General features: G+C 71.4%; 24 protein-coding genes and 1 pseudogene. 6 read left to right on the top strand and 19 right to left on the bottom strand.

The window, feature by feature from the left end; translation table 11 throughout:
* Positions 1 to 2: 2 nt before the first annotated feature.
* The 4 genes and pseudogenes from ACGF3H_RS14355 to ACGF3H_RS14340 all read right to left on the bottom strand — a co-directional run bounded on the left by ACGF3H_RS14355 (position 3) and on the right by ACGF3H_RS14340 (position 5229).
* Positions 3 to 861 (bottom strand): annotated as a pseudogene (locus ACGF3H_RS14355) (IS5 family transposase).
* A gap of 232 nt (positions 862 to 1093) precedes the next feature.
* Positions 1094 to 1324: a hypothetical protein gene (locus ACGF3H_RS14350; RefSeq protein ID WP_362490835.1), complete on the bottom strand. Its 231-nt coding sequence runs from the start codon at positions 1322 to 1324 to the stop codon at positions 1094 to 1096.
* A 428-nt stretch (positions 1325 to 1752) separates the two neighbouring features.
* The gene (locus ACGF3H_RS14345; RefSeq protein WP_362490832.1) at positions 1753 to 3105 is read right to left on the bottom strand and encodes a class I SAM-dependent RNA methyltransferase; all 1353 of its coding nucleotides are present in this window, start codon (positions 3103 to 3105) and stop codon (positions 1753 to 1755) included.
* A 60-nt stretch (positions 3106 to 3165) separates the two neighbouring features.
* Entirely contained in the window at positions 3166 to 5229 is a 2064-nt protein-coding gene (locus ACGF3H_RS14340) for an APC family permease (protein WP_362490829.1), read from the bottom strand.
* A 516-nt stretch (positions 5230 to 5745) separates the two neighbouring features.
* On the opposite strand from ACGF3H_RS14340, the gene ACGF3H_RS14335 reads away from it, so the two are divergent.
* Together ACGF3H_RS14335 and ACGF3H_RS14330 are read left to right on the top strand one after the other, a co-directional pair.
* Positions 5746 to 6417: a TrkA family potassium uptake protein gene (locus ACGF3H_RS14335; RefSeq protein WP_362490827.1), complete on the top strand. Its 672-nt coding sequence runs from the start codon at positions 5746 to 5748 to the stop codon at positions 6415 to 6417.
* Positions 6417 to 7094, top strand: coding sequence for a TrkA family potassium uptake protein (locus ACGF3H_RS14330; protein WP_362490825.1), 678 nt, complete (start codon positions 6417 to 6419; stop codon positions 7092 to 7094). Before ACGF3H_RS14335 ends, ACGF3H_RS14330 begins: the two co-directional genes overlap by 1 nt.
* A gap of 64 nt (positions 7095 to 7158) precedes the next feature.
* Here ACGF3H_RS14330 and ACGF3H_RS14325 read toward each other — a convergent pair whose 3' ends face one another.
* The 8 genes from ACGF3H_RS14325 to ACGF3H_RS14290 form a co-directional block, all read right to left on the bottom strand.
* Entirely contained in the window at positions 7159 to 7992 is an 834-nt protein-coding gene (locus ACGF3H_RS14325) for a DUF3159 domain-containing protein (RefSeq protein WP_362490823.1), read from the bottom strand.
* A gap of 3 nt (positions 7993 to 7995) precedes the next feature.
* Complete coding sequence (locus ACGF3H_RS14320) at positions 7996 to 8394, bottom strand: OB-fold nucleic acid binding domain-containing protein (protein ID WP_362490820.1); 399 nt, start codon at positions 8392 to 8394, stop codon at positions 7996 to 7998.
* Between the two features lie 74 nt (positions 8395 to 8468).
* Complete coding sequence (locus ACGF3H_RS14315; protein WP_362490817.1) at positions 8469 to 9185, bottom strand: response regulator; 717 nt, start codon at positions 9183 to 9185, stop codon at positions 8469 to 8471.
* Positions 9185 to 11728 carry a sensor histidine kinase KdpD gene (locus ACGF3H_RS14310; RefSeq protein WP_362490814.1) on the bottom strand — a complete coding sequence of 848 codons (2544 nt, stop codon included), beginning with the start codon at positions 11726 to 11728 and terminating at the stop codon, positions 9185 to 9187. Before ACGF3H_RS14310 ends, ACGF3H_RS14315 begins: the two co-directional genes overlap by 1 nt.
* A gap of 122 nt (positions 11729 to 11850) precedes the next feature.
* On the bottom strand, positions 11851 to 12543 hold the full coding sequence (locus ACGF3H_RS14305; RefSeq protein WP_362490812.1) for an ABC transporter ATP-binding protein: 693 nt from the start codon (positions 12541 to 12543) through the stop codon (positions 11851 to 11853).
* Between the two features lie 181 nt (positions 12544 to 12724).
* Positions 12725 to 13477, bottom strand: coding sequence for a DUF3710 domain-containing protein (locus ACGF3H_RS14300; RefSeq protein ID WP_393816487.1), 753 nt, complete (start codon positions 13475 to 13477; stop codon positions 12725 to 12727).
* 1 nt (position 13478) lies between these two features.
* The gene (dut, locus tag ACGF3H_RS14295) at positions 13479 to 14039 is read right to left on the bottom strand and encodes a dUTP diphosphatase (protein ID WP_362490808.1); all 561 of its coding nucleotides are present in this window, start codon (positions 14037 to 14039) and stop codon (positions 13479 to 13481) included.
* Positions 14036 to 14620, bottom strand: a complete 585-nt coding sequence (locus ACGF3H_RS14290) for a PaaI family thioesterase (RefSeq protein ID WP_362490805.1) — start codon at positions 14618 to 14620, stop codon at positions 14036 to 14038. Before ACGF3H_RS14290 ends, dut begins: the two co-directional genes overlap by 4 nt.
* Before the next feature lie 57 nt (positions 14621 to 14677).
* Here ACGF3H_RS14290 and ACGF3H_RS14285 point away from each other — a divergent pair, with 57 nt between their 5' ends.
* Complete coding sequence (locus ACGF3H_RS14285) at positions 14678 to 15139, top strand: DUF3093 domain-containing protein (protein ID WP_362490802.1); 462 nt, start codon at positions 14678 to 14680, stop codon at positions 15137 to 15139.
* Positions 15140 to 15152: 13 nt separating this feature from the next.
* Here ACGF3H_RS14285 and ACGF3H_RS14280 read toward each other — a convergent pair whose 3' ends face one another.
* The 4 genes from ACGF3H_RS14280 to ACGF3H_RS14265 form a co-directional block, all read right to left on the bottom strand.
* A complete protein-coding gene (locus tag ACGF3H_RS14280) occupies positions 15153 to 16085 on the bottom strand; it encodes a hypothetical protein (protein WP_362490799.1) in 933 nt (310 codons plus the stop codon).
* Between the two features lie 13 nt (positions 16086 to 16098).
* Entirely contained in the window at positions 16099 to 16395 is a 297-nt protein-coding gene (locus ACGF3H_RS14275) for a DUF4193 domain-containing protein (protein ID WP_003993510.1), read from the bottom strand.
* A gap of 406 nt (positions 16396 to 16801) precedes the next feature.
* Entirely contained in the window at positions 16802 to 18049 is a 1248-nt protein-coding gene (locus ACGF3H_RS14270; protein WP_362490796.1) for a HAMP domain-containing sensor histidine kinase, read from the bottom strand.
* Between the two features lie 6 nt (positions 18050 to 18055).
* On the bottom strand, positions 18056 to 18709 hold the full coding sequence (locus ACGF3H_RS14265; RefSeq protein WP_003993508.1) for a response regulator transcription factor: 654 nt from the start codon (positions 18707 to 18709) through the stop codon (positions 18056 to 18058).
* 471 nt (positions 18710 to 19180) lie between these two features.
* Here ACGF3H_RS14265 and ACGF3H_RS14260 point away from each other — a divergent pair, with 471 nt between their 5' ends.
* Positions 19181 to 19354, top strand: coding sequence for a hypothetical protein (locus ACGF3H_RS14260; protein WP_362490793.1), 174 nt, complete (start codon positions 19181 to 19183; stop codon positions 19352 to 19354).
* A gap of 91 nt (positions 19355 to 19445) precedes the next feature.
* Here ACGF3H_RS14260 and ACGF3H_RS14255 read toward each other — a convergent pair whose 3' ends face one another.
* A complete protein-coding gene (locus ACGF3H_RS14255; RefSeq protein ID WP_362490790.1) occupies positions 19446 to 20264 on the bottom strand; it encodes an inositol monophosphatase family protein in 819 nt (272 codons plus the stop codon).
* An 8-nt stretch (positions 20265 to 20272) separates the two neighbouring features.
* On the bottom strand, positions 20273 to 21400 hold the full coding sequence (locus ACGF3H_RS14250) for a ferrochelatase (RefSeq protein ID WP_362490788.1): 1128 nt from the start codon (positions 21398 to 21400) through the stop codon (positions 20273 to 20275).
* 141 nt (positions 21401 to 21541) lie between these two features.
* Between ACGF3H_RS14250 and ACGF3H_RS14245 the strand changes: the two genes are divergently transcribed.
* Both ACGF3H_RS14245 and ACGF3H_RS14240 read left to right on the top strand, forming a co-directional pair.
* Positions 21542 to 22801, top strand: coding sequence for an MFS transporter (locus tag ACGF3H_RS14245; protein ID WP_362490786.1), 1260 nt, complete (start codon positions 21542 to 21544; stop codon positions 22799 to 22801).
* A complete protein-coding gene (locus ACGF3H_RS14240; protein ID WP_362490783.1) occupies positions 22743 to 24080 on the top strand; it encodes a D-arabinono-1,4-lactone oxidase in 1338 nt (445 codons plus the stop codon). Before ACGF3H_RS14245 ends, ACGF3H_RS14240 begins: the two co-directional genes overlap by 59 nt.
* Here ACGF3H_RS14240 and ACGF3H_RS14235 read toward each other — a convergent pair.
* A complete protein-coding gene (locus tag ACGF3H_RS14235) occupies positions 24004 to 24861 on the bottom strand; it encodes a hypothetical protein (protein ID WP_362490781.1) in 858 nt (285 codons plus the stop codon). The genes ACGF3H_RS14240 and ACGF3H_RS14235 overlap by 77 nt on opposite strands.
* Positions 24862 to 25082 lie beyond the last annotated feature (221 nt).

Genomic DNA, 25082 nt, shown 5'->3' with positions numbered 1-25082 from the left:
CTTCAAACGGATCTTGCCCAGAGCAGGAATGACGCGAGGGTGACCGCCCCTTCGTAGGAGGTGGCGGTCTTCTCGTATCGGGTGGCGATGCCGCGGAAGCCTTTGATCTGGTTGAAGCAGCGTTCGACGATGTTGCGCTGGCGGTAGACCTGCCGGTCGAACGCGGGCGGCCGCCCGCCGCGACGGCCACGGTTGTGGCGATGTCGCTGCTGGTCGGTCTTCTCTGGGATGGTCTGCCCGATGCCGCGCTTGCGCAGGTAGGCGCGGAAGCCGCGGGAGCTGTAGGCCTTGTCTGCGATGACCTGGTCAGGCCTGCAGCGGGGGCGGCCCGGGCCGAGTCGAGGGACACGGATGCGCTCCAGAAGTGACAGCGCGCAGATGCTGTCGTGGCGTTGTCCTGGCGTCACCAGGACTGCGAGCGGGCGCCCCTTGCCGTCGCAGGCGAGATGGATTTTGGTCGTCAGTCCGCCTCGGGATCGGCCGAGGGCGTGATCGTCCGGTTCGTCCGGCCGATGGCGCCCCCTTTTCGGCCGGTGGCGGCGGCGTGCTGGTGGGCGCGGACGATGGTGGAGTCGATCTGGACGAGCCAGTCGATGTCGCCGACCGCGTCCGCATTAGCTTGGATCTGCTGAAGAGCCTGATTGGACACGCCGTCCAGGGCGTAACGGCGAAAGCGGGTGTAGACGGTCTGCCACGACCCGTAGCGTTCCGACAGGTCACGCCACGAGATCCCGGTCCGGATCTTGTAGACCATCCCATTGATGACCTGCCGGTCCGACACCCGCGGCCGGCCGGTCGAGCCCGCGGTATCAGCGGAGCGAGCAACTCCCACTCCCGATCGGTGAGTTCATGACGACGTATCACCCCACCATGATTTACCACACGATGATCCTTTAAGACGGACCCTAGTCCGGCCCGGGCGGCGTCCGGGGTGCTGCGCCTGTGGGTGGTCTGCCGTGTGCACGGGCACCGGGCGTGGCGCACCAGCATGGACGTGCTCCCGACCAGGATGTTCTCGCCACCATCGTGAAGGCGGCCGGCTCAGACGGTGTCGGCCGCTTGGCAGCGCAGCATTACCCGGCCGGCCCATGGTCTAGCAGGCTTCGGCATTGCCGCCCTCGGGCCTGAAGAAGGCAACGACGGCCCTGCACATCTGCGTAGCCAACTTGCGGACGTCGCGGAGGTGACTGAGTGCTGCTTCGGCTTCCTTGTACGTCTTGGTCACCCCGCGCAGCGTTCTCGTCACCTTCTCACTGAACTGGGCGAGACGCTCGAGAAGCTCGATGCATGAGGACACGGTGGAGGGGCGGGGTTCTGTAGCCATGCGATCAGTCTTGTCGCCCGCTGGGCGTCTTGTCCGGGCAGTGCGTAATGAGACGCCCCCCCCGGTGCCACAGTAGGCGCAGCGCACCCAGCACCTCTTTTCTCGAGGAACCGACTGTGGCCCAGAGCACGAGCTTCCGGACCAGCATCGAGCAGGACACCCTCGCCGACCACCCTGCCCCGCATACCTCGACACTCCCTATGAGACGACCACCTCGCACTTGTCAGAAAGAGCGTCGAACGAGCGTCAAGACATTTCCCGAACCCGTCTCTTACGGAGTTGAGGCAGAGCGTTCCGGACCTACGCCCCCGCTGCGAAACCCCAGGTGAGACACGTGGCGGGAACCTATAACGTGCTCCACGCGGTGAACTTCGGGAAACAGGTCGAGCACACCCGGCCACGCCTGAGCAAAGCGGGAAAACTACAGGTCACAGCCCCTTTGCAGCGGGTTCCAAAATCGCCACGCACTCCACGTGGTGCGTCATCGGGAACAGGTCGAACACCCGCAGGGTCCGCACCCGGTACCCGCCGTCCCGGAAGTACCCCAGGTCCCGGGCCAGCGCAGCGGGGTCGCAGGCGACGTACGCGATCCTGCGCGCGCCCAGCGACGACAGGTGCTGCACCGTCTTGCGTCCGGCGCCCGCGCGCGGCGGGTCCAGGACGATCAGGTCGACCTCGGTGATCCCCGTGCGCGGCAGGACCGCCTCGACCTTGCCCTGTTCGATGCGGACGCGGTCGAAGCCGGCGAGGTTGTGCCGGGCGTCCTCGACGGCGCGCTTGCCCGACTCGATGCCGAGGACCGCGCCCTCGTCGCCGAGGCGGTCGGCGAGGGCGCCCGCGAAGAGGCCGACCCCGCAGTACAGGTCAAGGGCCGTCTCGCCCTTGCGGGGCAGCAGGCCCTGCATGACCGCCGTGACCAGCGTGTCGGCGGCCTTCGTGTGGACCTGCCAGAAGCCGCCGCTGCCGACGCGGTAGGTGCGGTCGTCCGCGCGCTCGCGGACGAAGGGGCGGCCGTGGACGCGGTGGACGCCGCCGTCCTTCTCGCCGACCCGCATGACGGAGACGGGGCGGTCCAGTTCGACGATGGGCAGCCGTGCGCCCGGCTTCGGGGTCAGGATGACCTGCCGGTCCTGGGAGCCGCTCGCGGCGATCGCCTCGACGGACTCCATGCCCGTCCAGTCACGCCGCTCGATGCCCAGCTCGCTGACGCCCTCGGCGGCGATCATGCAGTGGTCGATGGGCTGCACCTCGTGCGAGCGGTGCTTGCGCAGGCCCGCACGGCCCTCGTCGTCCACGGCGTACTGCACGCGCGTGCGCCAGGACGGGACCTGGCCGGCGGGCACCTTGTCGCCCTCGGCCGGCATCACCGTGCCGTCCCAGCCGGCCTCCTCGGGCGTGAGGCCCGCGAGGCGGCGGAGCTGCTCGGCGACGACCTCGCCCTTCAGCCGGCGCTGGGCACCGGGCTTGGCGTGCTGCCAGTCGCAGCCGCCGCAGCGGCCGGGGCCGGCGAAGGGGCAGGGTGCCTCGATGCGGTCCTTGGAGGCGTCCAGGATCTCGACGGCGTCCGCGCGCAGGAAGCGTGCGCCCTCCTCGCCCTCGGTCACCCGGGCCACGACCCGCTCGCCGGGCAGCGCGTGCCGCACGAACAGCACCTGCCCCTCGGCGGTACGGGCGATGCAGTGGCCGCCGTGGGCGACGGGGCCGATCTCGACCTCGTACTCCTCCCCCACCAGCGAGACCGCCGGGGTGTCCGCCTGCGACTTCTTCGGTTCTGCCTGCATGGCGGGGTGACTCCAGAGAACGGGACGACGGGCGACGTCAGAGGACAACAGCCGACCAGTCTACGTCGACGGCGAGGACTCCTTCGACCGGTCCTGATGTGCGGGGCCGCGCCGGACCGCGCCGGGCGCGTTCCAGTCCTGCCGCTTGCGGGCCCGCCGCTTGGCCGCCTCGGAGGACTCCAGCTGGTACGGGACGGAGGTGACCATGACGCCGGGGGTGAACAGGAGCCGGCCCTTGAGGCGCAGCGCGCTCTGGTTGTGCAGCAGGTGCTCGTACCAGTGGCCGACGACGTACTCGGGGATGATCACGGAGACCGCGTCGCGCGGCGACTCCTTGCGCAGGCTCTTGACGTACTCGATGACCGGCCGGGTGATCTCGCGGTAGGGCGAGTCCAGCACCTTCAGCGGTACGTCGATGCCGCGCCGCTCCCATTCGTCGCGCAGCGCCTTGGTCTCCGCCGGGTCGACGTTGACGCTGAGCGCCTCCAGGGAGTCCGAGCGCAGCAGTTTGGCGTAGGCGAGGGCGCGCAGGGTGGGCCGGTGGATCTTGGAGATCAGGACGACCGAGTGGACGCGGGAGGGACGGACCAGGTCGTCGCTCGGGGGTTCCTCGGGGTCCTCCGGGGCCGCGATCTCCTCGGCGACGCGGTCGTAGTGCTTGCGGATCGCGGTCATCGTCGCGAAGAAGATGCACATGCCGAGCAGGGCGACCCACGCGCCGTGCGTGAACTTCGTGGCGAGGACGACGACCAGCACGAGGCCGGTGAAGAAGGCGCCGAAGGCGTTGATGGCCCGCGAGCGGATCATGTGGCGCCGCTTGGCCTGGTCCCGCTCGGTGGCCAGGTGGCGGTTCCAGTGCCGGACCATGCCGATCTGGCTGAGCGTGAAGGACACGAACACGCCGACGATGTAGAGCTGGATCAGGCGGGTGGAGTCGGCGCCGTAGATGACGACGAGGAGCATGGCGGCGCCGGCGAGGAGCACGATGCCGTTGGAGAAGGCCAGCCGGTCGCCGCGGGTGTGGAGCTGGCGCGGCAGGTAGCGGTCCTGGGCGAGGATCGAGCCGAGCAGCGGGAAGCCGTTGTACGCGGTGTTGGCGGCGAGGAACAGCACCAGCGCGGTGGCCGCGGCCAGCACGACGAACAGGAAGCTGCCCTTGCCGAAAACGGCCTCGGCGACCTGGGAGATCACCGGGTTCTGCACGTAGTCCGCGCCGACGGCGACGCCGTTGTGGAAGAGGTCGGCGGCCGGGTTCTCCGCCATCCGGACCTTGGTCGCGGCGGCCAGCGCGATGATGCCGCAGAACATGGTGACGGCGAGCAGGCCCATCATCGCCAGCGTCGTGGCCGCGTTCTTCGACTTGGGCTTGCGGAAGGCCGGGACGCCGTTGGAGATGGCCTCGACGCCGGTGAGCGCGGCACAGCCGGAGGAGAAGGCGCGCAGCAGCAGGAAGACCAGTGCGAAGCCCGCCAGGCCCTGGTGCTCCGGTTTGATCACGTAGTCGGCGGTCGGTGCCCGCATGCTGTCCCCGAGGACCAGCCCCCGGAAGGCGCCCCACACGATCATGATGAAGACGCCACCGACGAAGACGTACGTCGGGATCGCGAAGAGCTTGCCCGACTCCTTCACTCCGCGCAGGTTCATGAGCGTCAGCAGCACGATCACGGCGACCGCGCAGAGGACCTTGTGCTCGACGACGAAGGGGATCGCGGAGCCGAGGTTCTCGATGCCCGAGGAGATCGACACGGCGACGGTCAGGACGTAGTCGACGAGCAGCGCACTCGCCACCGTCAGGCCCGCCTTAGGCCCGAGGTTGGTGTTCGCCACCTCGTAGTCGCCGCCGCCGCTCGGGTAGGCGTGCACGTTCTGCCGGTAGGAGGCGACCACGGTGAACATCAGCACGACGACCGCGACGGCGATCCAGGGGCTGAAGTGGTACGCCGACACGCCCGCGATGGACAGGACCAGCAGCACCTCGCCGGGGGCGTAGGCCACGGAGGAGAGCGGGTCGGAGGCGAAGACGGGAAGGGCGATGCGCTTCGGCAGGAGCGTTTCCCCCAGCCGGTCACTGCGCAGTGCGCGCCCGATCAGAATCCGTTTGGGCACGTCGGTCAGTTTGGACACAACAGAGGATCGTAGGCGTTCGAACGGGCGCCCGCCCACCCGCCACCCCCGATCCGTCCGCCGTCTGCTGCCCGGGTGAATTCGGGGGGTGCCGCGGCTGCGGATTCCGCAGGTTGCGGGACCGGCGTGCCTATATGACAAAACACCGCGTGATTCCCGGCCGTTGCGCTCCCTGGAGGTTCCATGCACCTGACCGCAGAGTTCGTCGGCGGCGGCGTCACGCTCCTCGGCCTCGGAATCCTGACTCTTGCCAGCATCCGCAGCATCGGCCGCCGGGGGTCGTCCGCCGAGGGCTGACGCGGCTCGTGCGGCTCTCGCGGCATTGCCGATACGTTGGGCGGGGTGCGGGGGCGCGGCTCCCGGGGCCCCTGGGGGCGCCTGGGCGGCGGCCACCGGCATGATGTTCCCCTGCGGCCCGCACACTGGCCGCTCCATGTCGCCAGGCGAGCCGAAAGAGAGACATGAGCACGACATCCACTAAGGTGGCAGTGCCCGTAGGAAGCGCGGTGTGACGCGATGCATATTGTCATCATGGGCTGCGGGCGTGTGGGTTCCGCTCTCGCCCAGACCCTGGAACAGCAGGGGCACACGGTCGCCGTGATCGACCAGGACCCCACCGCTTTCCGCCGTCTGGGCTCCTCGTTCGGCGGCCGCAGGGTCACCGGCGTCGGCTTCGACCAGGACACCCTTCGCGAGGCGGGCATCGAGGAGGCCGGCGCCTTCGCCGCCGTCTCCAGCGGTGACAACTCGAACATCATCGCCGCCCGCGTGGCCCGCGAGATGTTCGGCGTGGAGAACGTCGCCGCCCGCATCTACGACCCCCGCCGCGCCGAGGTCTACCAGCGCCTCGGCATCCCCACGGTCGCCACCGTCCGCTGGACGGCCGACCAGATGCTGCGCCGGCTGCTCCCCTCGGGCGCCGAGCCGCTGTGGCGCGACCCCACCGGTGGCGTCCAGCTCGCCGAGGTGCACACCTCGGCCTCCTGGGTCGGTCACAAGATCAGCCGGCTCCAGGAGGAGACCGGCGTGCGGGTGGCGTTCGTCACCCGGCTCGGGGAGGCGATCCTGCCTTCTTCGCAGACCGTGCTGCAGGAGGGCGACCTGGTGCACGTGATGATGCGCACCGACGAGGTCGACAAGGTCGAGGCGGCGTTCGCCAAGGGTCCCGAAGAGGAGGGCGGTCACTGATGAGGGTCGCCATTGCCGGAGCCGGCGCGGTCGGCCGTTCGATCGCGGGCGAGCTGCTGGAGAACGGTCACGAGATCCTGCTCATCGACAAGGCGCCGACCGCCATCTCGGTCGAGCGCGTCCCGATGGCGGAGTGGCTGCTCGCCGACGCGTGCGAGATCACGTCCCTGGACGAGGCGGCGCTCCAGCGCTGCAACGTCGTCATCGCCGCGACGGGCGACGACAAGGTCAACCTGGTCGTGTCCCTGCTGGCCAAGACGGAGTACGGCGTTCCGCGCGTCGTCGCCCGGGTGAACAACCCGAAGAACGAGTGGCTCTTCAACGAGTCCTGGGGGGTGGACGTCGCCGTCTCCACCCCGCGCCTGATGTCCGCCCTGGTGGAGGAGGCGGTGAGCGTCGGCGACCTGGTCCGGCTGCTGCGCTTCAGCCACGGCGACGCCAACCTCGTGGAGCTGACGCTGCCGGAGGAGTCGGCCCTGGCCGGCACCCAGGTCGGCGACGTCCAGTGGCCCCAGGACACCTCCCTGGTCACGATCATCCGCGGCAACCGGGTGCTGACGCCGTCCCAGGAGGACTCCCTGGAAGCGGGTGACGAGCTGCTGTTCGTGGCGGCGCAGGCCCGCGAGGAGCAGCTGGAGGACCTGCTGTCGGCGCGGCGGGGCGACGCCGCGAACTGACCGTCACGCGGTACGACGGTGGGGGCGCCCGGAATTCTCCGGGCGCCCCCACCGTCGTGTGCCGTCACGCCTTGCGGTGCCTGCCGCCGCGCGGGTCCGCGGCGCCGCTGTCGCCGTCCGCGGAGCGCGGCAGGGAGCCGGGGTCGGCGGTCTCGCCGACGAGCTCCGCCGGGTGCTCGCGGTCCGGCGCCGCGCGCCCGGCATTCTCCTTCTCGGCCTTCTCCGCCGCCTCCATCTCCGCGAACACGTCGATGGGCGCCGGCGCCTTGGCCAGGAAGACCCAGGTCAGCCAGACGGCGAGCAGGAAGGGCGGGATCTTCAGGGTGACCAGGACCCAGCCGAGCTGCTCGGTGTCCGCCCACCAGTACAGGGGGAAGAGGATCGCGCACTTGGCGAGCAGGATCAGGCCCCAGGCGTAGCTGGCCTTCGCGTACGCCTTCTTGCGGCCCGGGTTGCGGGTGCGCCAGGAGAGGTTCTCCTTGAAGACCGGGCCGAGGATCAGACCGATCAGCGGCACTCCGGCCAGCGACGTGACGATGTACGCCAGGGCCAGGCCCAGCGTGTAGAGCATGCCGGGCAGATAGAAGTTCTTCGCGTTGTCGGTCATCATCGCGAAGACGACGCCGAAGGCGACCCCGAAGACGCCGCTGAAGGCGTGCTTGACGGTGTCCTTCTTCACCAGCCGGACCGCGACCAGCACCAGCGAGACGGCCAGTGCCGCGATCGCGGAGAGGTGCAGGTCGTTGTTGATCGTGAAGATGGTGACGAAGAGCAGCCCCGGCAGCACCGTCTCGACCATGCCCCGCACGCCGCCGAACGCCTCGAACAGCGCGGCCTCCGTCACCGCCCGGGCATCGTCCGCTTGCGTGTCTTCGGTCGGCTTGTCGAGCGACGTCACCGGCTACTCCCGTCCGAGGGGTCTCAGTTCGTATTTCGGGTTGAAGAGCACCCGGCGGCCCCGGCTCATGGAGATCCGGCCCGATGCGATGAGCTTGCGCCCCGGCTCTATGCCCACGATGGAGCGTCTGCCGAGCCACACGACGTCCAGCGCGGCGGAGCCGTCGAAGAGCTCGGCCTCCAGGGCGGGGACGCCCGCACGCGGACGCAGCGTGACCGTGCGCAAGGTACCAGTAACCGTGACGATCTGCCGGTCCTGACAGTCCCCGATGCGTGTACAGCCGGCCGTGTCGGCGTCCTCCCGGAGCTCCTCCGACTCCAGGTCCTCCTGGGAGGAGGAGAGCCGGTCGAACATGCGCCGGAACCGGCCCACCGGCTTGTCGGAACGAGGAGCAGCACTCATACCTGAAAGCGTACCGGGGCACGCCGACAGCCATGCACCCCCTCGGGTCCCGCTCTGGAAGGGACCCCTCCGGTTCACTTCTCGAAGCGGTACCCCATGCCCGGCTCCGTGACGAAGTGCCGCGGATGCGCGGGATCCACCTCCAGCTTGCGGCGCAGCTGCGCCATGTAGACCCGCAGGTAGTTCGTCTCCGTCCCGTACGACGGCCCCCACACCTCCTGCAACAGCTGCTTCTGGCCGACCAGGCGGCCCGGGCTGCGCACCAGCACCTCGAGCAGATGCCACTCCGTGGGCGTCAGCCGTACGTCCCTGCCGTCCCGGTTCACCTTCTTGGCCGCCAGGTCGACGGTGAAGGCGTCGGTCTCCACGACCACGCCCTCCTCGCCGCCCGGGACGGGCTCGGCGCGGCGGACGGCGGCGCGCAGCCGGGCCAGCAGCTCGTCCATGCCGAACGGCTTGGTGACGTAGTCGTCGGCGCCGGCGTCCAGCGCCTCGACCTTCTCGTCGGAGGAGTGGCGGGCGGAGAGCACCAGGATGGGTACCCGGGTCCAGCCGCGCAGGCCCTTGATCACCTCGACGCCGTCCATGTCGGGCAGGCCAAGGTCCAGCACCACCACGTCGGGGTGGCGGGCGGCGGCCGTCCGCAGGGCGGTGGCGCCGTCGTGCGCGGCGTCGACCTCGTAGTGGCGCGCCCTGAGGTTGATCACGAGGGCGCGCACGATCTGCGGCTCGTCGTCGATCACGAGCACCCTGGTGGGGGTCCGGGGGGTGCCGCCCGTCGAACTCGGCATCAGGCAGCCTGACTTTCTGCTGTCGCGGTGGGATGGGTGTCGGTGCCCCCGGGTGCCGCCCGGAGGGTGAGGACCATGGTGAGGCCTCCGCCGGGGGTGTCCTCGGCGGTCAGGGTGCCGTCCATCGCCTCGGCGAAGCCGCGGGCCACGGCGAGGCCCAGCCCCACGCCGGTTCCGCGTGGGGCGTCGCCGTGGCGCTGGAAGGGCTCGAAGATGCGTTCCTTGGCGTCGTCCGGCACTCCCGGCCCCCGGTCGACGACCCGCACCTCGACGCGGTCCGCGAGGGCACTGGCGGCCACCAGGACGGTCCGGCCGGCCGGGCTGTACTTGACGGCGTTCTCCACCAGGTTGGCCATGGCCCGCTCCAGGAGCCCCGCGTCGACGGCGACCATGGGCAGCGTCTCGGGGACGTCCAGCTCCACGCTCGCCTCGGGCACCCCGCCGAGCGCCATCGGCACCACCTCGTCGACGTCGATCTCCCGGATCAGCGGCGTGACCGTGCCGGTCTGGAGGCGGGACATGTCGAGCAGGTTGCCCACGAGGTGGTCGAGGCGGTCGGCGCCGTCCTCGATGCCCTCCAGCAGGGCGGCCCGGTCCTCCTCGGACCACGCCACGTCGTCGGAGCGCAGACTGGTGACCGCCGCCTTGATGCCGGCCAGCGGGGTGCGCAGGTCGTGGCTGACGGCGGCCAGCAGCGCCGTGCGGATGCGGTTGCCCTCGGCCAGCGCGCGGGCCCGGTCGGCCTCCTCGCGCAGCCGCCGCCGGTCCAGGACGACGGCTGCCTGGGCGGCGAAGGCGGCCAGCACCCGGCGGTCCTCTGCGGGCAGCACCCGGCCGGTCAGCGCGAGCGCCATGTGGTCCCCCACCGGCACGTCCACGTCCGCGTCCTCCGGGCGCCCGACGGGCGGACCGAGGCCGGCCCGGCCGGCGCAGAGCCACGGCGCCACGTCGCTCTCCCGCTCCAGCAGGACGGCCGACTCCATGGCGAAGGTCTCGCGGACCCGTTCCAGCAGGGTCTCCAGGCTGGTCTCGCCGCGCAGCACGTCGCCCGCGAGGAAGGAGAGGATCTCCGACTCGGCGCGCAGCCGGGCGGCCTGGTGGGTGCGGCGGGCGGCGACGTCGACGACCGAGGCCACGGAGAGGGCGACGCCCACGAACACGGCGAGCGCAAGGATGTTCCTGGGGTCGGCGATGGTGATCCGGTTGACCGGCGGGGTGAAGAACCAGTTCAGCAGCAGGGAGCCGACCGCGGCCGAGGCGAGCGCCGGGTACAGCCCGCCGAGCAGGGCCGCCGCGACGGTCAGTGCCAGGTAGAGCAGGACGTCGTTGGCGAGTCCGAGGTGGACGGTGTTCAGCAGCAGCGTGAGCGCCACCGGTCCGCCGAGCCCCACGAGCCAGCCCCACACGAGCCGCAGGCGCCCGAGGCGCGCGCCCCTGGCGACCGGGAGTCCGCGCCCCTTGGCGGCCTCCTCGTGGGTGACGATGTGGACGTCCAGGTCGGGTCCGGACTCACGGGCCACCGTGGCGCCCACGCCGGGCCCGAAGACGTACTGCCAGGCCTTGCGGCGCGAGGAGCCGAGGACGATCTGGGTGGCGTTGACGCCGCGCGCGAAGTCCAGCAGGGCGGCCGGTATGTCGTCGCCGAGCACGTGGTGGAAGGTGCCGCCGAGGTCCTCGACCAGGGTGCGCTGCACCGCAAGCTCCTTCGGGGAGGCCGAGGTCAGCCCGTCGCTGCGGGCTATGTACGCGGCGAGCACCTCGCCGCCGGCGCCCTTCTCCGCGAGGCGCGCGGCCCGCCGTATCAGCGTCCGCCCCTCGGGGCCGCCGGTCAGGCCGACCACGATGCGCTCGCGCGAGCCCCAGATCTTCGACACCCGGTGCTCGCTGCGGTACTGCTGGAGGTACTCGTCGGCCCGGTCGGCCACCCACAGCAGCGCGAGCTCGCGCAGGGCGGTGAGGTTGCCGGGGCGGAAGTAGTTGGACAGGGCCGCGTCGACCTTGTCCGGCTGGTAGATGTTGCCGTGCGCCATGCGCCGGCGCAGCGCCTGCGGCGACATGTCGACCAGTTCGATCTGGTCCGCCCGCCGCACCGTCTCGTCCGGCACGGTCTCCTGCTGCCGCACGCCGGTGATCGACTCGACGACGTCGCCGAGCGACTCCAGGTGCTGGATGTTGACGGTGGAGATCACGTCGATCCCGGCGGCCAGCAGCTCCTCCACGTCCTGCCAGCGCTTGGCGTTGCGCGCGCCGGGGACATTGGTGTGGGCGAGCTCGTCGACCAGCGCCACGCGGGGGGCGCGGGCGAGGACCGCGTCCAGGTCCAGCTCCGTGAAGCGCGCGCCGCGGTGCTCCAGCTGCCTGCGCGGCACCTGCTCCAGCCCGTGCAACAGCACCTCGGTGCGCGATCTGCCGTGGTGTTCCACGAGGGCCACCACGCAGTCGGTGCCCCGCTCCACGCGCCGGTGGGCCTCGGACAGCATCGCGTACGTCTTGCCGACGCCCGGCGCCGCGCCGAGGTAGATCCGAAGCTTGCCGCGTCCCATGGCCTCATTGTCTTCCGGTCACCGCTGACTGCGCAGCGTCGACCCTACGGCCAGCGATCGGGACAATTCGGGTGGGGTGCGGGATGCCGGTCGTCCTTGACGGAACCCTGACGCCCGCGGCGTCACTGCTCGACGATCTCCCCGTCCCGCAGTTCCAGCACCCGGTCGGCGAGGCCGAGCAGGGTGGCGTCGTGGGTGGCGACCAGGGCGGTGACCCGCTCGCTGCGCACGACCGCCCGCAGCAGCTCCATCACGGCGTGACCGGTCTCGGCGTCGAGCTGGCCGGTGGGCTCGTCGGCGATCAGCAGCGCGGGGTTGTTGGCGAGAGCGCGGGCGACGGCGACCCGCTGCTGCTGGCCGCCGGACATCTCGCCGGGCCGCTGGGCCGCGTGGTCGGCCAGACCGACCAGGGACAGCAGCAGCCCCACCCGCTCGTCGCGCTCGCGCGGCGCGGTCCGGCGCAGGCGCATCGGAACGCCCACGTTCTCGGCCGCGGTGAGGATCGGGATGAGTCCGAAGGACTGGAAGACGAAGCCGACCCGGTCCCGGCGCAGCGCCAGCAGCCCGTCCTCGTCCAGCTCCGCGAGGTCGCGGCCGTCGACGGCGACGCGTCCGGCGTCCGGGGTGTCGAGGCCGCCGACGATGTTGAGCAGCGTGGTCTTGCCGGAGCCGGACCGCCCCTTGAGGGCCACCAGCTCGCCCCGCGGCACCTCGAAGGAGACGCCGCGCAGGGCGTGGACCGCGGCGGTGCCGTGGCCGTACGACTTGTGCACGTCCTCGACGCGCACCATGGTCTCGGTGACCACCTGGTTCATGTGTCCTCCCCCGCCGGCGACCGGGCGCCAGTATCGCCAGCGGACGCCCGGCGGACAACCGGTCCGTCCGGGGCCGCGCGGCCGCGGACATGGTGAAGGGCCGCGTCCCGTGCGGGTCGCGGCCCTCTCGTGCGGGTACGGACCACCGCGTCGTGCGGCAGCGGAGATCCGTACGGTGTCTCTACCGGACCTCGGTGATCTCCGGTCCGCGCTGGAGCTGGCCCATGCCGCCGGAGAAGCGGGAGCCCTCCTCCTGCTGGACACCCTCGGGGACCATCTGCGCGTCGTTCGGCAGCTTGAGGACGATCGGGTCGCGGGGGGCCATCGGGCCGTCGCCGCGGACCACGACCGTGTCCCGGAAGATCTGCTCCAGCAGGCCGGCGGCCTGCGGCTGCACCGCGCCCTGGCCGGAGATCACTCCGCGCAGGAACCAGCGGGGGCCGTCCACACCGACGAACCGCACGACCTGGAAGCCGCCCGTGCCGTCCGGCAGCTGCACCGGCACCTGGGCCCGCAGCTCCCAGCCCAGCGGACCCTCGACCTCGTCGACGATGCCACCCTGCTGGGTGATGCCGGAGCCGATCTCCTCGCGCACCTCGCCCCAGATGCCCTCGCGCTTGGGCGCGGCGAAACCCTGGAGCTGGATGGCGCTGTCGCGCAGCACGACCGTCGCGGCGACGATCGCGTCGCCCGCGACCTCGACGCGCAGTTCCATGCCGTCCACGCCGGGCACGAACAGGCCGCCCAGGTCCACGCGGCCCTCGCCGGGGTCGCTGACCTCGCTGCTGTCCCAGGGCCCGTGGGGCCGCGGTTCGGGTTCGAGCCGCACGCGCTCCCGCTCTTCGTCCGCCTCGGTGTCGACGCTGTCGACGACCTGCTCGGCCTCGCCGGCCGCGCCCTCGGCGGCATCACTCTTCTTGCGACGTCCGAACACGTCACTGTCCTTCCCGGTCGGATACGACCGAAGCGTATCGATTCCCACCCGTCGGGCCGCCCTCGGCGACCTGACCGCTTGTGCCGCTTTCCCGGTCCGTGCCGGCGTGGCCGCCGGTGGACCCGAAGCCCCCCTCGGCCCGCGCCGAGCCGGGAAGTTCCGCGACCGGACGGAAGCGGACCCTCTCGACCTGCTGGACGACCAGTTGGGCGATCCGGTCGAAGCGCTCGAACCGCACGCTCTCGCGCGGGTCGAGATTCACCACGATCACCTTGATCTCCCCACGGTACCCGGCATCAATCGTCCCCGGGGCATTCACGAGGGCGACACCGAAGCGGGCTGCCAGGCCGGAGCGTGGGTGCACGAAGGCCGCGTACCCCTCGGGGAGCGCCACAGACACACCCGTGGGCAGAACCGCCCGTTCTCCGGGCGCCAGTTCGCAGTCCACGGTGGTGCGCAGGTCGGCTCCCGCGTCACCGGGCTGCGCGTACGCCGGAAGCGGCACGTCCGGGTCGAGGAGGCGGATCTGGACGTCCAGGGGTTCGCGGCTGCCGGGGCTCACGGGTTCACCTCGAAGGCGCGGGCTCGACGGAGCTGGTCCGGGTCGTCCATGGCGGCGCGGATCTCCTGCTCGCGGCCGTGGTCGACGAAGTGATCGATCTTGACCTCGATGAACACCGCGTCGGCGCGGACCGCGACGGGGCCGTCGGGGCCGCCGATCCGGCCGGTGGCGGTGGAGTAGATCTTCCGGCCGGCCACCGCGGTCACCTCGGCCTCCAGGTACAGCGTGGTGTCCACGGGCACGGGCCGCAGGAAGTCGGTCTCCAGCCGGCCGGTCACCGCGATGGTCCGCAGCAGCCAGTTCAGCGAGCCGAGGGCCTCGTCCAGGGCGGCGGTCAGCACGCCGCCGTGCGCCAGGCCGGGGGCGCCCTGGTGGGCGGGCTGCACGGTGAACTCGGCGGTGATCGCCACGCCTTCGCCGGCCCGCGCCTGGAGGTGCAGTCCGTGGGGCTGGTCGCCGCCGCAGCCGAAGCACTGGCCGTAGTGCGCGCCGAGCAGTTCGCCGGGGGCGGGCGCGTCGGGGTGCCGTACGGGGTTCACGGCGTCGGCGGGGGGCTGAAGAGCCGGGGAAGTACCACTCACAGGCGCAGACCTTACCCGCGCGTCGGCCGATCACCGATACCGTGCCAAGCTTGCTTCATGCAGCTCTCCGCCACCTCGTACGAAGAACGTCTCACCGCGCCCCGTTCCTGGTGGCTGATCTCCTTCCTGGTGGGCCTCTCGTTCGCCCTGATCCTGCTGCCGTTCGGCACGCTGCCGATGCTGGGCGGTCTGGCGGGCGGCACGGCGGCGGCCGCGGTCGTGGCGAGTTCGTACGGCGCCGTCCGCATCCGGATCGTGGGGGACTCATTGATCGCGGGCGAGGCCAAGGTGCCGCTGGCGGCCCTGGGCGAGGCGGAGATCCTCGACGCGGAGGAGGCCCGCGCCTGGCGCACCCACAAGGCCGACACCCGTGCCTTCCTGCTGCTGCGCGCCTACATCCCGACGGCCGTGCGCGTCGACGTCACGGACCCCGAGGACCCGACTCCGTACCTGTACCTGTCGACGCGGGAGCCGGAGCTGCTGGTCGAGACGCTGCGGGCGGCGAAGGCGGCGGCATAGCGCACGCCGGGGGTCAGCGCCGGTCGCTGCCGGGCCGGCGCCGGAGCTCTCTTCCGAGGGCGCCCATGTCGAGGGCGTCCTCGGGGCGCTCCAGGGCGGGAAGCGCCTCGAGGGCGTCCCACGGCACCTGCCGTCTGCGCAGATCCGCGCGGATGCGGTCGGCCAGCTTTCTGGTGTCGCGCCGGTTCATGACGGCCCCCACGGCCGCGCCCACCATGAACGGCATCAGGTTGGGCAGGTCGCGCACCAGGCGCTTCATGATCTGCTGGCGCAGCTGGCGCTTCAGGTGGCTGTTCATCGCCGTGCCGAGGGTGGCCGGCTTGGTCATCTCGACGCCGCGCTCGTCGGACCAGGAGTTCAGGTACGCGGTGCTGCGCTGCGTCAGGGTGCCGGGCGGGCGTACGCCGTAGACCTCGTGGAGTTCGGCGATCAGCTTCAGCTCGATCGCCGCCACGCCGGTGATCTCGGCGGCCAGTTCGGTGGGCATCGCGGGCGGTACGGGGAGCATCGCCGCCGCGCCGACTCCCGCGCCGACGGTGGCGGTGCCCCGGGTGGCGCCGGTCACGAGCCGGTCGGCGAGCTCCTCGGGTCCGAGCCCGGGGAACTGTCCGCGCAACGTCGCCAGGTCGCGCACGGGGACGCGCGGGGCCAGGTCGATGACCCGGTCGGCGAGGTGCGCCAGGGCCGCCCGGGCCCGGTCGCCGCCCCTCCGGACGCCTTCTCCGGCCCTGTCCCGGAACGCCGCTGCCCGGCGCCGGGCAGCGGGTGCCGGTGCCTGGACGGTCGCCGGGAGGTCAGCCCGGTCGTTCCCCGGTTCGAGCGAGGCCGTCCCCGTGTCGGTCGGGCCCCGCTCGTCGTCACGCGCGCGCTGCGGGCCGTCGGACGGCCCTTGGTCCGCTTCCCGCCTGGGGAAGCGGCGCTTCCAGGAAGGGGTCGAGCCGGTCACGGCCGACCCCGCCTCAGTCGCAGTCGCGGCAGATCGGCTGGCCGTTCTTCTCCCGGGCCAGCTGGCTGCGGTGGTGCACCAGGAAGCAGCTCATGCAGGTGAACTCGTCCTGCTGCTTCGGCAGTACACGGACGGCCAGTTCCTCGTTGGAAAGGTCGGCGCCGGGCAGCTCGAGGCCTTCTGCGGCTTCGAACTCGTCGACGTCGACGGCCGAGGCGGACTTGTCGTTCCGCCGGGCCTTCAGTTCTTCAAGGCTGTCCGAGTCGACGTCGTCGTCGGTCTTGCGTGGGGTGTCGTAATCGGTGGCCATGGTCGCTCTCCCCCTCTGGGTGTCTGCGGGTGTCTCCAGCGCACGTAACGCGTGAGAGGCCGGACTTGTGCCCGACCCGAGGCGGAGATTTTGCCTCACATCAAGGTCTGTTACTCAATCGACACCCAACCGGACTCCTCATGAGTGATCGGCTTGGATGGCGATGGGGACCGTACACGGTCCTGATGCCGCACTACAAAGGCGTCTCACCGTGTACTTCCCGTGATCAGGACCCCTGAAAACCAGGATTTTCCCGGCCTTCCGACAGGGTGCATGATCACGGAGAGTAGAGGGCGGGAAAGCCGCCGCTGTGATCGATCACACACGTGAACCTCTGGACGGCGACCTGGAAATTCCGCTCAAAGCGAACATCCCCGGGCCCCGTCGAGATGTCGGGGTCATGATCTCAGATCGGAAGCGTGACACGCATCACGAGCCCTCCGCCCTCGCGCGGCCGCGCGTAGATGTGGCCGCCGTGCGCCCGGGCCACCGACCGCACGATGGACAGGCCGAGGCCGACACCCTTGTCGCTGCCCGTGCGCTCGGTGCGCAGCCGCCGGAACGGCTCGAAGAGGTTGTCGATCTCGTACGCCGGCACGACCGGCCCCGTGTTGGTGACCACCAGGACCGCCTGGCCGTTCTCCACGGCCGTGGTGACCTCCACCCAGCCCTGTTCGGCCACGTTGTAGCGCACGGCGTTCTGCACCAGGTTCAGGGCGATCCGCTCCAGCAGCACGCCGTTGCCCTGGACCACCGCGGGCTCGCGTTCGCCCTCGATCCGTACGCCCTTGGTCTCCGCCTCGGCGTGCACCTGGTCGATGGCCTGCCCGGCGACCTCGGCGAGGTCCACGGGCTTGCGTTCCACGATCTGGTTGTCGCTGCGGGCGAGCAGCAGCAGGCCCTCGACGAGCTGCTCGCTGCGCTCGTTGGTGGCCAGCAGTGTCTTGCCGAGCTGTTGGAGCTCCACCGGGGCGTTCGGATCGGACAGGTGCACTTCCAGGAGGGTGCGGTTGATCGCGAGCGGTGTGCGCAGCTCGTGCGAGGCGTTGCCGACGAAACGCTGCTGGGCCGTGAAGGCCCTCTGCAAACGCTCCAGCATGTCGTCGAAGGTGTCCGCCAGCTCCTTGAGCTCGTCGTCGGGCCCGTCCAGCTCGATGCGCCGGGACAGGTCGGAACCGGCCACGGCGCGCGCGGTGCGGGTGATCCGGCCCAGCGGCGACAGGACGCGTCCGGCCATGGCGTAGCCGAACGCGAAGGCGATCACGGCGAGGCCGAGCAGCGCCAGCAGGGAGCGGCTGAGCAGGTTGTCCAGGGCGACCTTGCGCTGATCGTCGATGCACTCGCTGATCGCCGCGTTGAACGTGGACAGCGAGAGGTTGCTGGCGTTGTTGACGACCGGGCACTTGTCGCTGGCGACCTTGATGTCGGTGCCGCCGACGATCTTGAACAGGGGTTCGTTGCCCGTGTTCAGCGCCTGCGCCGCCAGCAGGTAGATGATCGACAGCAGCAGGATGCCGGCGATCAGGAACATGCCGCCGTACAGCAGCGTGAGCCTTATCCGGATGGTGGGCCGCAGCCACGGCAGGGGGGTCGCCGGGCGCGGGTCCCAGGTGGGCTTCGGGGGCGCCCCGGGGGGCGCGGGTGTCGTCGCCACGGTCGATCAGATCCGGTAGCCGGAGCCGGGCACGGTGACGATGACGGGCGGCTCGCCCAGCTTGCGGCGCAGGGTCATCACGGTCACGCGCACGACGTTGGTGAACGGGTCGGTGTTCTCGTCCCACGCCTTCTCGAGCAGCTGCTCCGCGGAGACGACCGCGCCCTCGCTGCGCATGAGCACCTCGAGCACGGCGAACTCCTTGGGGGCGAGCTGGACCTCCTTGCCGTCGCGGAAGACCTCGCGGCGGTTGGGGTCGAGCTTGATCCCGGCGCGCTCCAGGACGGGCGGCAGCGGCACGCTGGTGCGCCGGCCCAGCGCGCGCACACGCGCGATGAGCTCGCTGAAGGCGAAGGGCTTGGGCAGGTAGTCGTCGGCGCCGATCTCCAGGCCCTCGACCCGGTCGCTGACGTCACCGGAGGCCGTGAGCATCAGCACGCGGGTGGGCATGCCGAGTTCGACGATCTTGCGGCAGACGTCGTCGCCGTGCACGAGGGGGAGGTCGCGGTCGAGGACGACCACGTCGTAGTCGTTGACGCCGATGCGCTCCAGGGCGGCCGCACCGTCGTACACGACGTCGACGGCCATGGCCTCCCGGCGCAGTCCGGTGGCCACCGCATCGGCGAGCAGCTGCTCGTCCTCGACGACGAGTACGCGCACGTCGCTTGTCCTTCCTGTGTCCACCCGCGCAGCGCCGCTCGGGCGCACGAGGGCAGGGGGGCTCGTGGGTGTGTTGGCCTCCATCCTGCCCTTTTCGGCCATAAGTCGGCTGTAAGGCGGCTGAGGGAGCGGTGCGGGTCGGACGGGGCGCCGGACCCGGCGCGGCCGGGCCCGGGAAACGGGCGTCCGGAAAGGATCACCGAACCCGGGAATGCGGGATTTTCTCGTGCGGTTGAGGTTTCCGCGGGAGGGAGCAGGGGGAGGACGGCTTTACACCCCGCGATCACGCTCTGCCTGTACCGCGCGCCACGCGGTACGACGCGGTCCGCTTCCGCAGAGCGGGCGTGGGTGTCCGGCACCGTCGCCGCCCAGCCGGGCAGCGCTGGGCACTCCACCGGAGACGTGATCGCCCCTTCCGAATCGGCACACCCCCGTGCCACCGACCCACGACCCAGGACGAGGGGGCGCAGCATGGACGCTTTCACCGCAGGACTTCTGCAGCGCATACAGACGACCGAGTCCGACCTGTCCCGGGCCCGCGACGAGGGCGACGAGTTCCTCGTCGAGGTCGAGCTGGGTGAGCTCGACGACCTGCGCCGCCTCGCTGCCGAGCATGGTGTGGAGGTCAGGGCGACCGGCGTCTGATCGGCCCGAAGAGCGACGGCGCCCCGGCGGGATCCAGCGCCGGGGCCCCGTCGTGCCGGGCCGTCGGGAGACGTCGCGGACGACGCTCCGGTCAGGCGCCGAAGTCCAGCAGGAGGCGCTGGAGGGGCGTGAAGACGTCAGGCGTGGCGGCGATCGTCAGGTCGCGTGACGGGCGCTCCGCGGGGCGCCCACCGGTCACGGCGCCCGCCTCCCGGGCGATCAGGTCGCCCGCCGCGAGGTCCCAGGGGTGCAGGCCGCGTTCGTAGTAGCCGTCGAGGCGGCCCGCGGCCACGTCGCACAGGTCGATCGCGGCCGAACCGCCGCGCCGGATGTCCCGCACGAGGGGGATCAGGCGCCGCGCGATCTCGGCCTGCTCGGCGCGGACCTCGGCGACGTAGTTGAAACCGGTGGAGATCAGCGCCTGGTCCAGCGGCGCCGCCGGCCGGCAGGCGAGCCGCCGTTCGCCGGCCCAGGCTCCCGTCGCCCAGGCACCGCCGCCCCGGACCGCCCAGTACGTCTCGCCGCGCATCGGTGCCACGACCACCCCGGCGACCCGCTCGCCGTCCTGTTCGGCGGCGATGGAGACCGCCCAGGTGGGCAGTCCGTACAGGTAGTTGACCGTGCCGTCGAGCGGGTCGATCACCCAGCGGACGCCGCTGGTGCCCTCGACGGCGGCGCCCTCCTCGCCGAGGAATCCGTCGTCGGGCCGCCGGTCGGAGATCAGGCCGGTGATCAGCTTCTCGGCGGCGATGTCCATCTCCGTCACCACGTCGATCGGGCTCGACTTGGTGGCCGCGACCCCGAGGTCGGCCGGGCGGCCGTCGCGCAGCAGTACGCCCGCGCGGTGAGCGGCCTCCTGGGCGATCTTCAGCAGCTCCGTGTGGAGGGGGTCGGTCGTCACGTCGGTCACGGGGCTCCTCAGGCGTAGGGGCTGTCGGCGCCGGCGGCGGCCGGCCGGGGGGCGCGGGCGGGGCAGCAGCCGACGGGGCACAGGTCGTGGCTCGGGCCGAGCGCGCCCAGGGCGCACCGCGTGATCTCCTGGCCGCGCTCGGCGGACGCCCGCTCCAGGACGAGCTCGCGGACCGCGGCGGCGAACCGAGGGTCGGCGCCGACGGTGGCGGAACGGCGCACCGGCAGCCCCAGCTCCCCGGCCTTCGCCGTGGCCTCCGTGTCGAGGTCGTAGAGGACCTCCATGTGGTCGGAGACGAAGCCGATGGGTGCCATCACCACGGCCGGGACGCCCGCCGCGTGGCGTTCCTCCAGGTGGTCGCAGATGTCGGGCTCCAGCCACGGGATGTGCGGGGCGCCGGACCGCGACTGGTACACGAGCTGCCACGGGTGGTCGACGCCGGTGCGCTCACGGACGGCGTCGGCGACGAGCTGTGCCACGTCCAGGTGCTGGCGGACGTAGGCGCCGCCGTCGCCGTGCTCCTCGACGGGGCCGGAGGTGTCGGACGCGGCGGTGGGGATCGAGTGGGTCGAGAAAGCGATGTGGGCGCCGTCCCGGACCTCCTCGGGGAGGTCGGCGAGGGACCGGACGACTCCGTCGACCATGGGCTCGACGAAGCCGGGGTGGTTGAAGTAGTGCCGCAGCTTGTCGATCTCCGGCAGCTCCAGGCCTTCGGCCTCCAGGGCGGCGAGCGCGTCCGCGAGGTTCTCGCGGTACTGGCGGCAGCCCGAGTACGAGGCGTAGGCGCTGGTGGCGAGGACGAGGATGCGGCGGCGGCCGTCGCGGACCATCTCGCGCAGGGTGTCCGTCAGGTACGGCGCCCAGTTGCGGTTGCCCCAGTAGACCGGCAGGTCCAGGCCGTGCTCGGCGAAGTCCTTGCGGAGGGCGTCCAGGAGGGCGCGGTTCTGGTCGTTGATGGGGCTGACCCCGCCGAAGAGGAAGTAGTGCTGTCCGACTTCCTTGAGGCGTTCCTTGGGGATGCCGCGCCCGCGCGTCACGTTCTCCAGGAACGGGACGACGTCGTCCGGGCCCTCCGGGCCGCCGAACGAGAGCAGGAGCAGGGCGTCGTAGGGGCTGGCATCGAGCACGTCAGGCATGTCTCGATCCTGCCACCCGGCACTGACACAGGACATCGGCGGGTGGCTGCGGTGCGTCCCGGGGGGTGCTTTCGGGGCACCCTCGCGCGTAAGCTGTATCGACTGCGATCGCACCTTACTGAGCCGTTACCGGAGACCTCGTTGCCCAGCCCCTACCGCGCCCTGTTCGCCGCCCCCGGCAGCAAGGGCTTCTCCTTCGCGGGCTTCCTCGGCCGGATGCCGCTGTCGATGATGGGCATCGGCGTGGTGACGATGATCTCCCAGCTCACCGGCCGGTACGGACTGGCCGGCGGACTGTCGGCCACCATCGCGCTCGCCGCGGCCGTGGCCGGACCGCAGGTCTCGCGGCTGGTGGACCGCTACGGCCAGCGGCGCGTGCTGCGCCCGGCCACGCTGGTGTCCCTCGCGGCGGCGGCGGTGCTGCTGCCGGCCGCGCACTACGGATGGCCCGACTGGGTGCTGTTCGCCGCCTGCGTCGGCATCGGCTGCGTGCCGAGCCTCGGGGCGATGGTCCGCGCCCGCTGGGCGGCCGTCTACCGGGGCACTCCGCAGCTGCACACCGCGTACTCCTTCGAGTCCGTGGTGGACGAGGTCTGCTTCATCTTCGGGCCGATCATCTCCATCGGTCTGTCCACGGCGTGGTTCCCGGAGGCCGGTCCGCTGCTGGCCGCCTGCTTCCTCGCGGCCGGTGTCTTCTGGCTGACCGCCCAGCGCGCCACCGAGCCCGTGCCGCATCCGCGCGAGCACAAGGGGCGCGGCGGCACCGCGCTGAGCTCCCGGGGGCTGCAGGTCCTGGTCGCGACGTTCGCGGCGACGGGGACGATCTTCGGGGCCGTCGACGTGGTCACCGTGGCCTTCGCCGAGGAGGAGGGGCACAAGGCCGCCGCCAGTCTCGTGCTGGCCCTGTACGCGGCGGGCTCCTGCACGGCGGCCATGATCTTCGGCCTGCTGCGCTTCGCCGGACCGCCCGAGCGCCGCTGGCTGCTGGGCGTCTGTGCGATGGCCGTGAGTATGATCCCCCTCCTACTGGTCGGGAACCTGCCGTTTCTGGCCGCGGCGCTGTTCGTTGCGGGTCTGTCCATCGCTCCCACGATGATCACGACGATGTCCCTCATCGAAGAGCACGTACCACGCGCGCAGCTCACCGAGGGCATGACCTGGGTGAGCACCGGGCTCGCGGTCGGGGTCGCGCTCGGTTCGTCCGCGGGCGGCTGGGTGATCGACGCGGCCGGCGCGCGGGCCGGGTACGGGGTTCCGGCGGTCGCCGGGGCCGTCGCGGTCGCGGTCGGTTTCCTCGGGTACCGCCGGCTCAAGCGGCCGGCTCCGCGTCGGGGAGGGACCGTTGAGCAGCACACGCACGGCGAGCGGAAAGACGAGCGGGAAGAACCGCACTTGGCGTAACTGGGGCGGCACCGTCGTCGCGCGCCCCGCGCGGGAGGTCGCTCCCGCGTCCGTCGACGAACTGGCGGAGGCCGTACGCAGGGCCGCCGAGGACGGGCTGCCGGTCAAGGCCGTCGGCACGGGGCACTCCTTCACCTCGATAGCCGCGACGGACGGGGTGCTGATCCGCCCTCACCTGCTGACCGGCATCCGTCGCGTCGACCGCGACGCCATGACGGTGACGGTGGAGGCCGGCACCCCGCTCAAGCGGCTCAACGTGGCCCTCGCGCGGGAGGGCCTGTCGCTCACGAACATGGGCGACATCATGGAGCAGACGGTCTCCGGGGCCATCAGCACCGGAACCCACGGCACGGGCCGCGACTCGGCCTCGATCGCCGCCCAGATCAAGGGTCTGGAACTGGTCACGGCCGACGGCTCGGTGCTGACGTGCTCGGAGAAGGAGAACCCCGAGGTCCTCGCCGCCGCCCGGATCGGCCTCGGCGCCCTCGGCGTCGTCACCGCGATCACCTTCGCGGTGGAGCCGGTCTTCCTGCTGACGGCCCGCGAGGAACCGATGCCGTTCGAGCGGGTTCTCGCCGACTTCGACCAACTCTGGGCCGAGAACGAGCACTTCGAGTTCTACTGGTTCCCGCACACCGGCAGCACCAACACCAAGCGCAACAACCGCAGCGCGGGCCCGGCGCAGCCGGTGGGCCGCCTCCAGAGCTGGTTCGACGACGAGTTCCTCTCCAACGGCGTCTTCCAGGCGGCCAACTGGGTCGGCCGCGCGGTGCCCGCCACCGTCCCGGCGATCGCGCGGGTCTCCAGCAGGGCCCTGTCCGCGCGGACCTACACGGACATCCCCTACCAGGTCTTCACCTCCCCGCGCCGGGTGCGGTTCGTGGAGATGGAGTACGCCGTTCCGCGCGAGGCCGTCGTCGAGACGCTGCGCGAGCTGAAGGCGATGGTCGACCGGTCGGGGCTGCGGATCAGCTTCCCGGTCGAGGTGCGGACGGCGCCGGCCGACGACATCACGCTCTCCACCGCCTCGGGCCGCGAGAGCGCGTACATCGCCGTACACATGTTCCGGGGCACCCCCTACCAGGCGTACTTCACCGCCGCCGAGCGCATCTTCACCGCGCACGAGGGGCGCCCGCACTGGGGCAAGATCCACACTCGGGACGCCGAGTACCTCGCCGGGGTGTACCCGCGCTTCGGCGAGTTCACGGCGCTGCGGGACCGTCTTGACCCTGATCGCCGCTTCCGGAACGACTACTTGCGCCGGGTTCTGGGGTCGTAGCCGAGGCGTCGGGGGCGGGGCTCGCGTCCTCGCCGGACCCGTCGCTCCCGGTGGCGCTCGGCGAGGGCGCCTGCCCGGAGCCGGTTCCGCCGTCCCCCGGTGCGGTGCCGTCCGGCGACGTGCCGGCGCCGGAGCCGCTCGGGGTGCCGGACGGAGTCGCCGCCGGTGCGTCGTCACCGGTGCCGGAGTCCCCCGGGTCCCGCGAGTCGGCCGAGCCCGTCGGGGCCGGGGAGCCGTCGGAGTCACCGGACGGTCCCGACTCCCCCGGGTCCGGCGCGGACTTGCCGTGACCGGAGAAGGCGCTGCCGACGGTCGTGCTCCCTCCGCCGCTCAGGTTGTGGCCGGAGACGACTTCGTAGGCGGTGATCCCGCCCATGGTGACGCCGAAGACGAGGGCCGCCGCGACCAGCGGCCGCTTCCAGCTCGTGACCCGCGCGCGGTAGACGGTGCCCTCGGTGAACTCGCCCGGTGCGGGCGCCGTTGGTCCGCCGGAGTGTCCGGCACCCGCCGCGACCCCCGCCTCGGCGGCGCGTCTGGTGCGCAGTTGCTCCCCGGTGCGCCTGAAGAAGTGCTGGAACACCGAGCCGCCGCAGGTGGCGATGACGCTGATCAGGCCGGCGCCGAGAATCGTGCCGTAGACGCCGAAGGAGGAGGCGAGTTTGGCCGCGACCACCGCCGCCAGGGCACTGCCCGCGACCTGAGGCACGCTCAAGTCGATCCGCTTGGATTCCACCTCCGCACGCATGTCCGCTTCACCGACGACATCGGGCCTTTCACGCATTCCCGGACCTTGCCTGTCTTTCCCGTACGTGATCGATCAACTGCACGAGGAGGGGACGTACGGTCGAAACCATTAGTTCCGTTTCTGGTGATTCCGTGAAGTAGGCCACGTGCGAGAGCGCGGGAATCGCGCCGGGGACGGCCGAGTGCTCCCTCTTGCCGGAACACGGGCGGCGCGCCAATCCACGCAGGTGGCCCGAATGGAGTACTGTTGCGAGCCCT

It is taken from the genome of Streptomyces sp. NPDC048185, assembly GCF_043202495.1.
Classification (GTDB): domain Bacteria; phylum Actinomycetota; class Actinomycetes; order Streptomycetales; family Streptomycetaceae; genus Streptomyces.
This window is presented reverse-complemented; position numbering and strand designations above follow the sequence as displayed.

Coding starts and splice junctions, on each gene's coding strand:
- ACGF3H_RS14350 (WP_362490835.1), bottom strand. CDS start 1,324: ATGGCTACAGAACCCCGCCCCTCCACCGTGTCCTCATGCATCGAGCTT.
- ACGF3H_RS14345 (WP_362490832.1), bottom strand. CDS start 3,105: ATGCAGGCAGAACCGAAGAAGTCGCAGGCGGACACCCCGGCGGTCTCG.
- ACGF3H_RS14335 (WP_362490827.1), top strand. CDS start 5,746: ATGCATATTGTCATCATGGGCTGCGGGCGTGTGGGTTCCGCTCTCGCC.
- ACGF3H_RS14330 (WP_362490825.1), top strand. CDS start 6,417: ATGAGGGTCGCCATTGCCGGAGCCGGCGCGGTCGGCCGTTCGATCGCG.
- ACGF3H_RS14320 (WP_362490820.1), bottom strand. CDS start 8,394: ATGAGTGCTGCTCCTCGTTCCGACAAGCCGGTGGGCCGGTTCCGGCGC.
- ACGF3H_RS14315 (WP_362490817.1), bottom strand. CDS start 9,185: ATGCCGAGTTCGACGGGCGGCACCCCCCGGACCCCCACCAGGGTGCTC.
- ACGF3H_RS14310 (WP_362490814.1), bottom strand. CDS start 11,728: ATGGGACGCGGCAAGCTTCGGATCTACCTCGGCGCGGCGCCGGGCGTC.
- ACGF3H_RS14305 (WP_362490812.1), bottom strand. CDS start 12,543: ATGAACCAGGTGGTCACCGAGACCATGGTGCGCGTCGAGGACGTGCAC.
- ACGF3H_RS14285 (WP_362490802.1), top strand. CDS start 14,678: ATGCAGCTCTCCGCCACCTCGTACGAAGAACGTCTCACCGCGCCCCGT.
- ACGF3H_RS14275 (WP_003993510.1), bottom strand. CDS start 16,395: ATGGCCACCGATTACGACACCCCACGCAAGACCGACGACGACGTCGAC.
- ACGF3H_RS14260 (WP_362490793.1), top strand. CDS start 19,181: ATGGACGCTTTCACCGCAGGACTTCTGCAGCGCATACAGACGACCGAG.
- ACGF3H_RS14250 (WP_362490788.1), bottom strand. CDS start 21,400: ATGCCTGACGTGCTCGATGCCAGCCCCTACGACGCCCTGCTCCTGCTC.
- ACGF3H_RS14235 (WP_362490781.1), bottom strand. CDS start 24,861: ATGCGTGAAAGGCCCGATGTCGTCGGTGAAGCGGACATGCGTGCGGAG.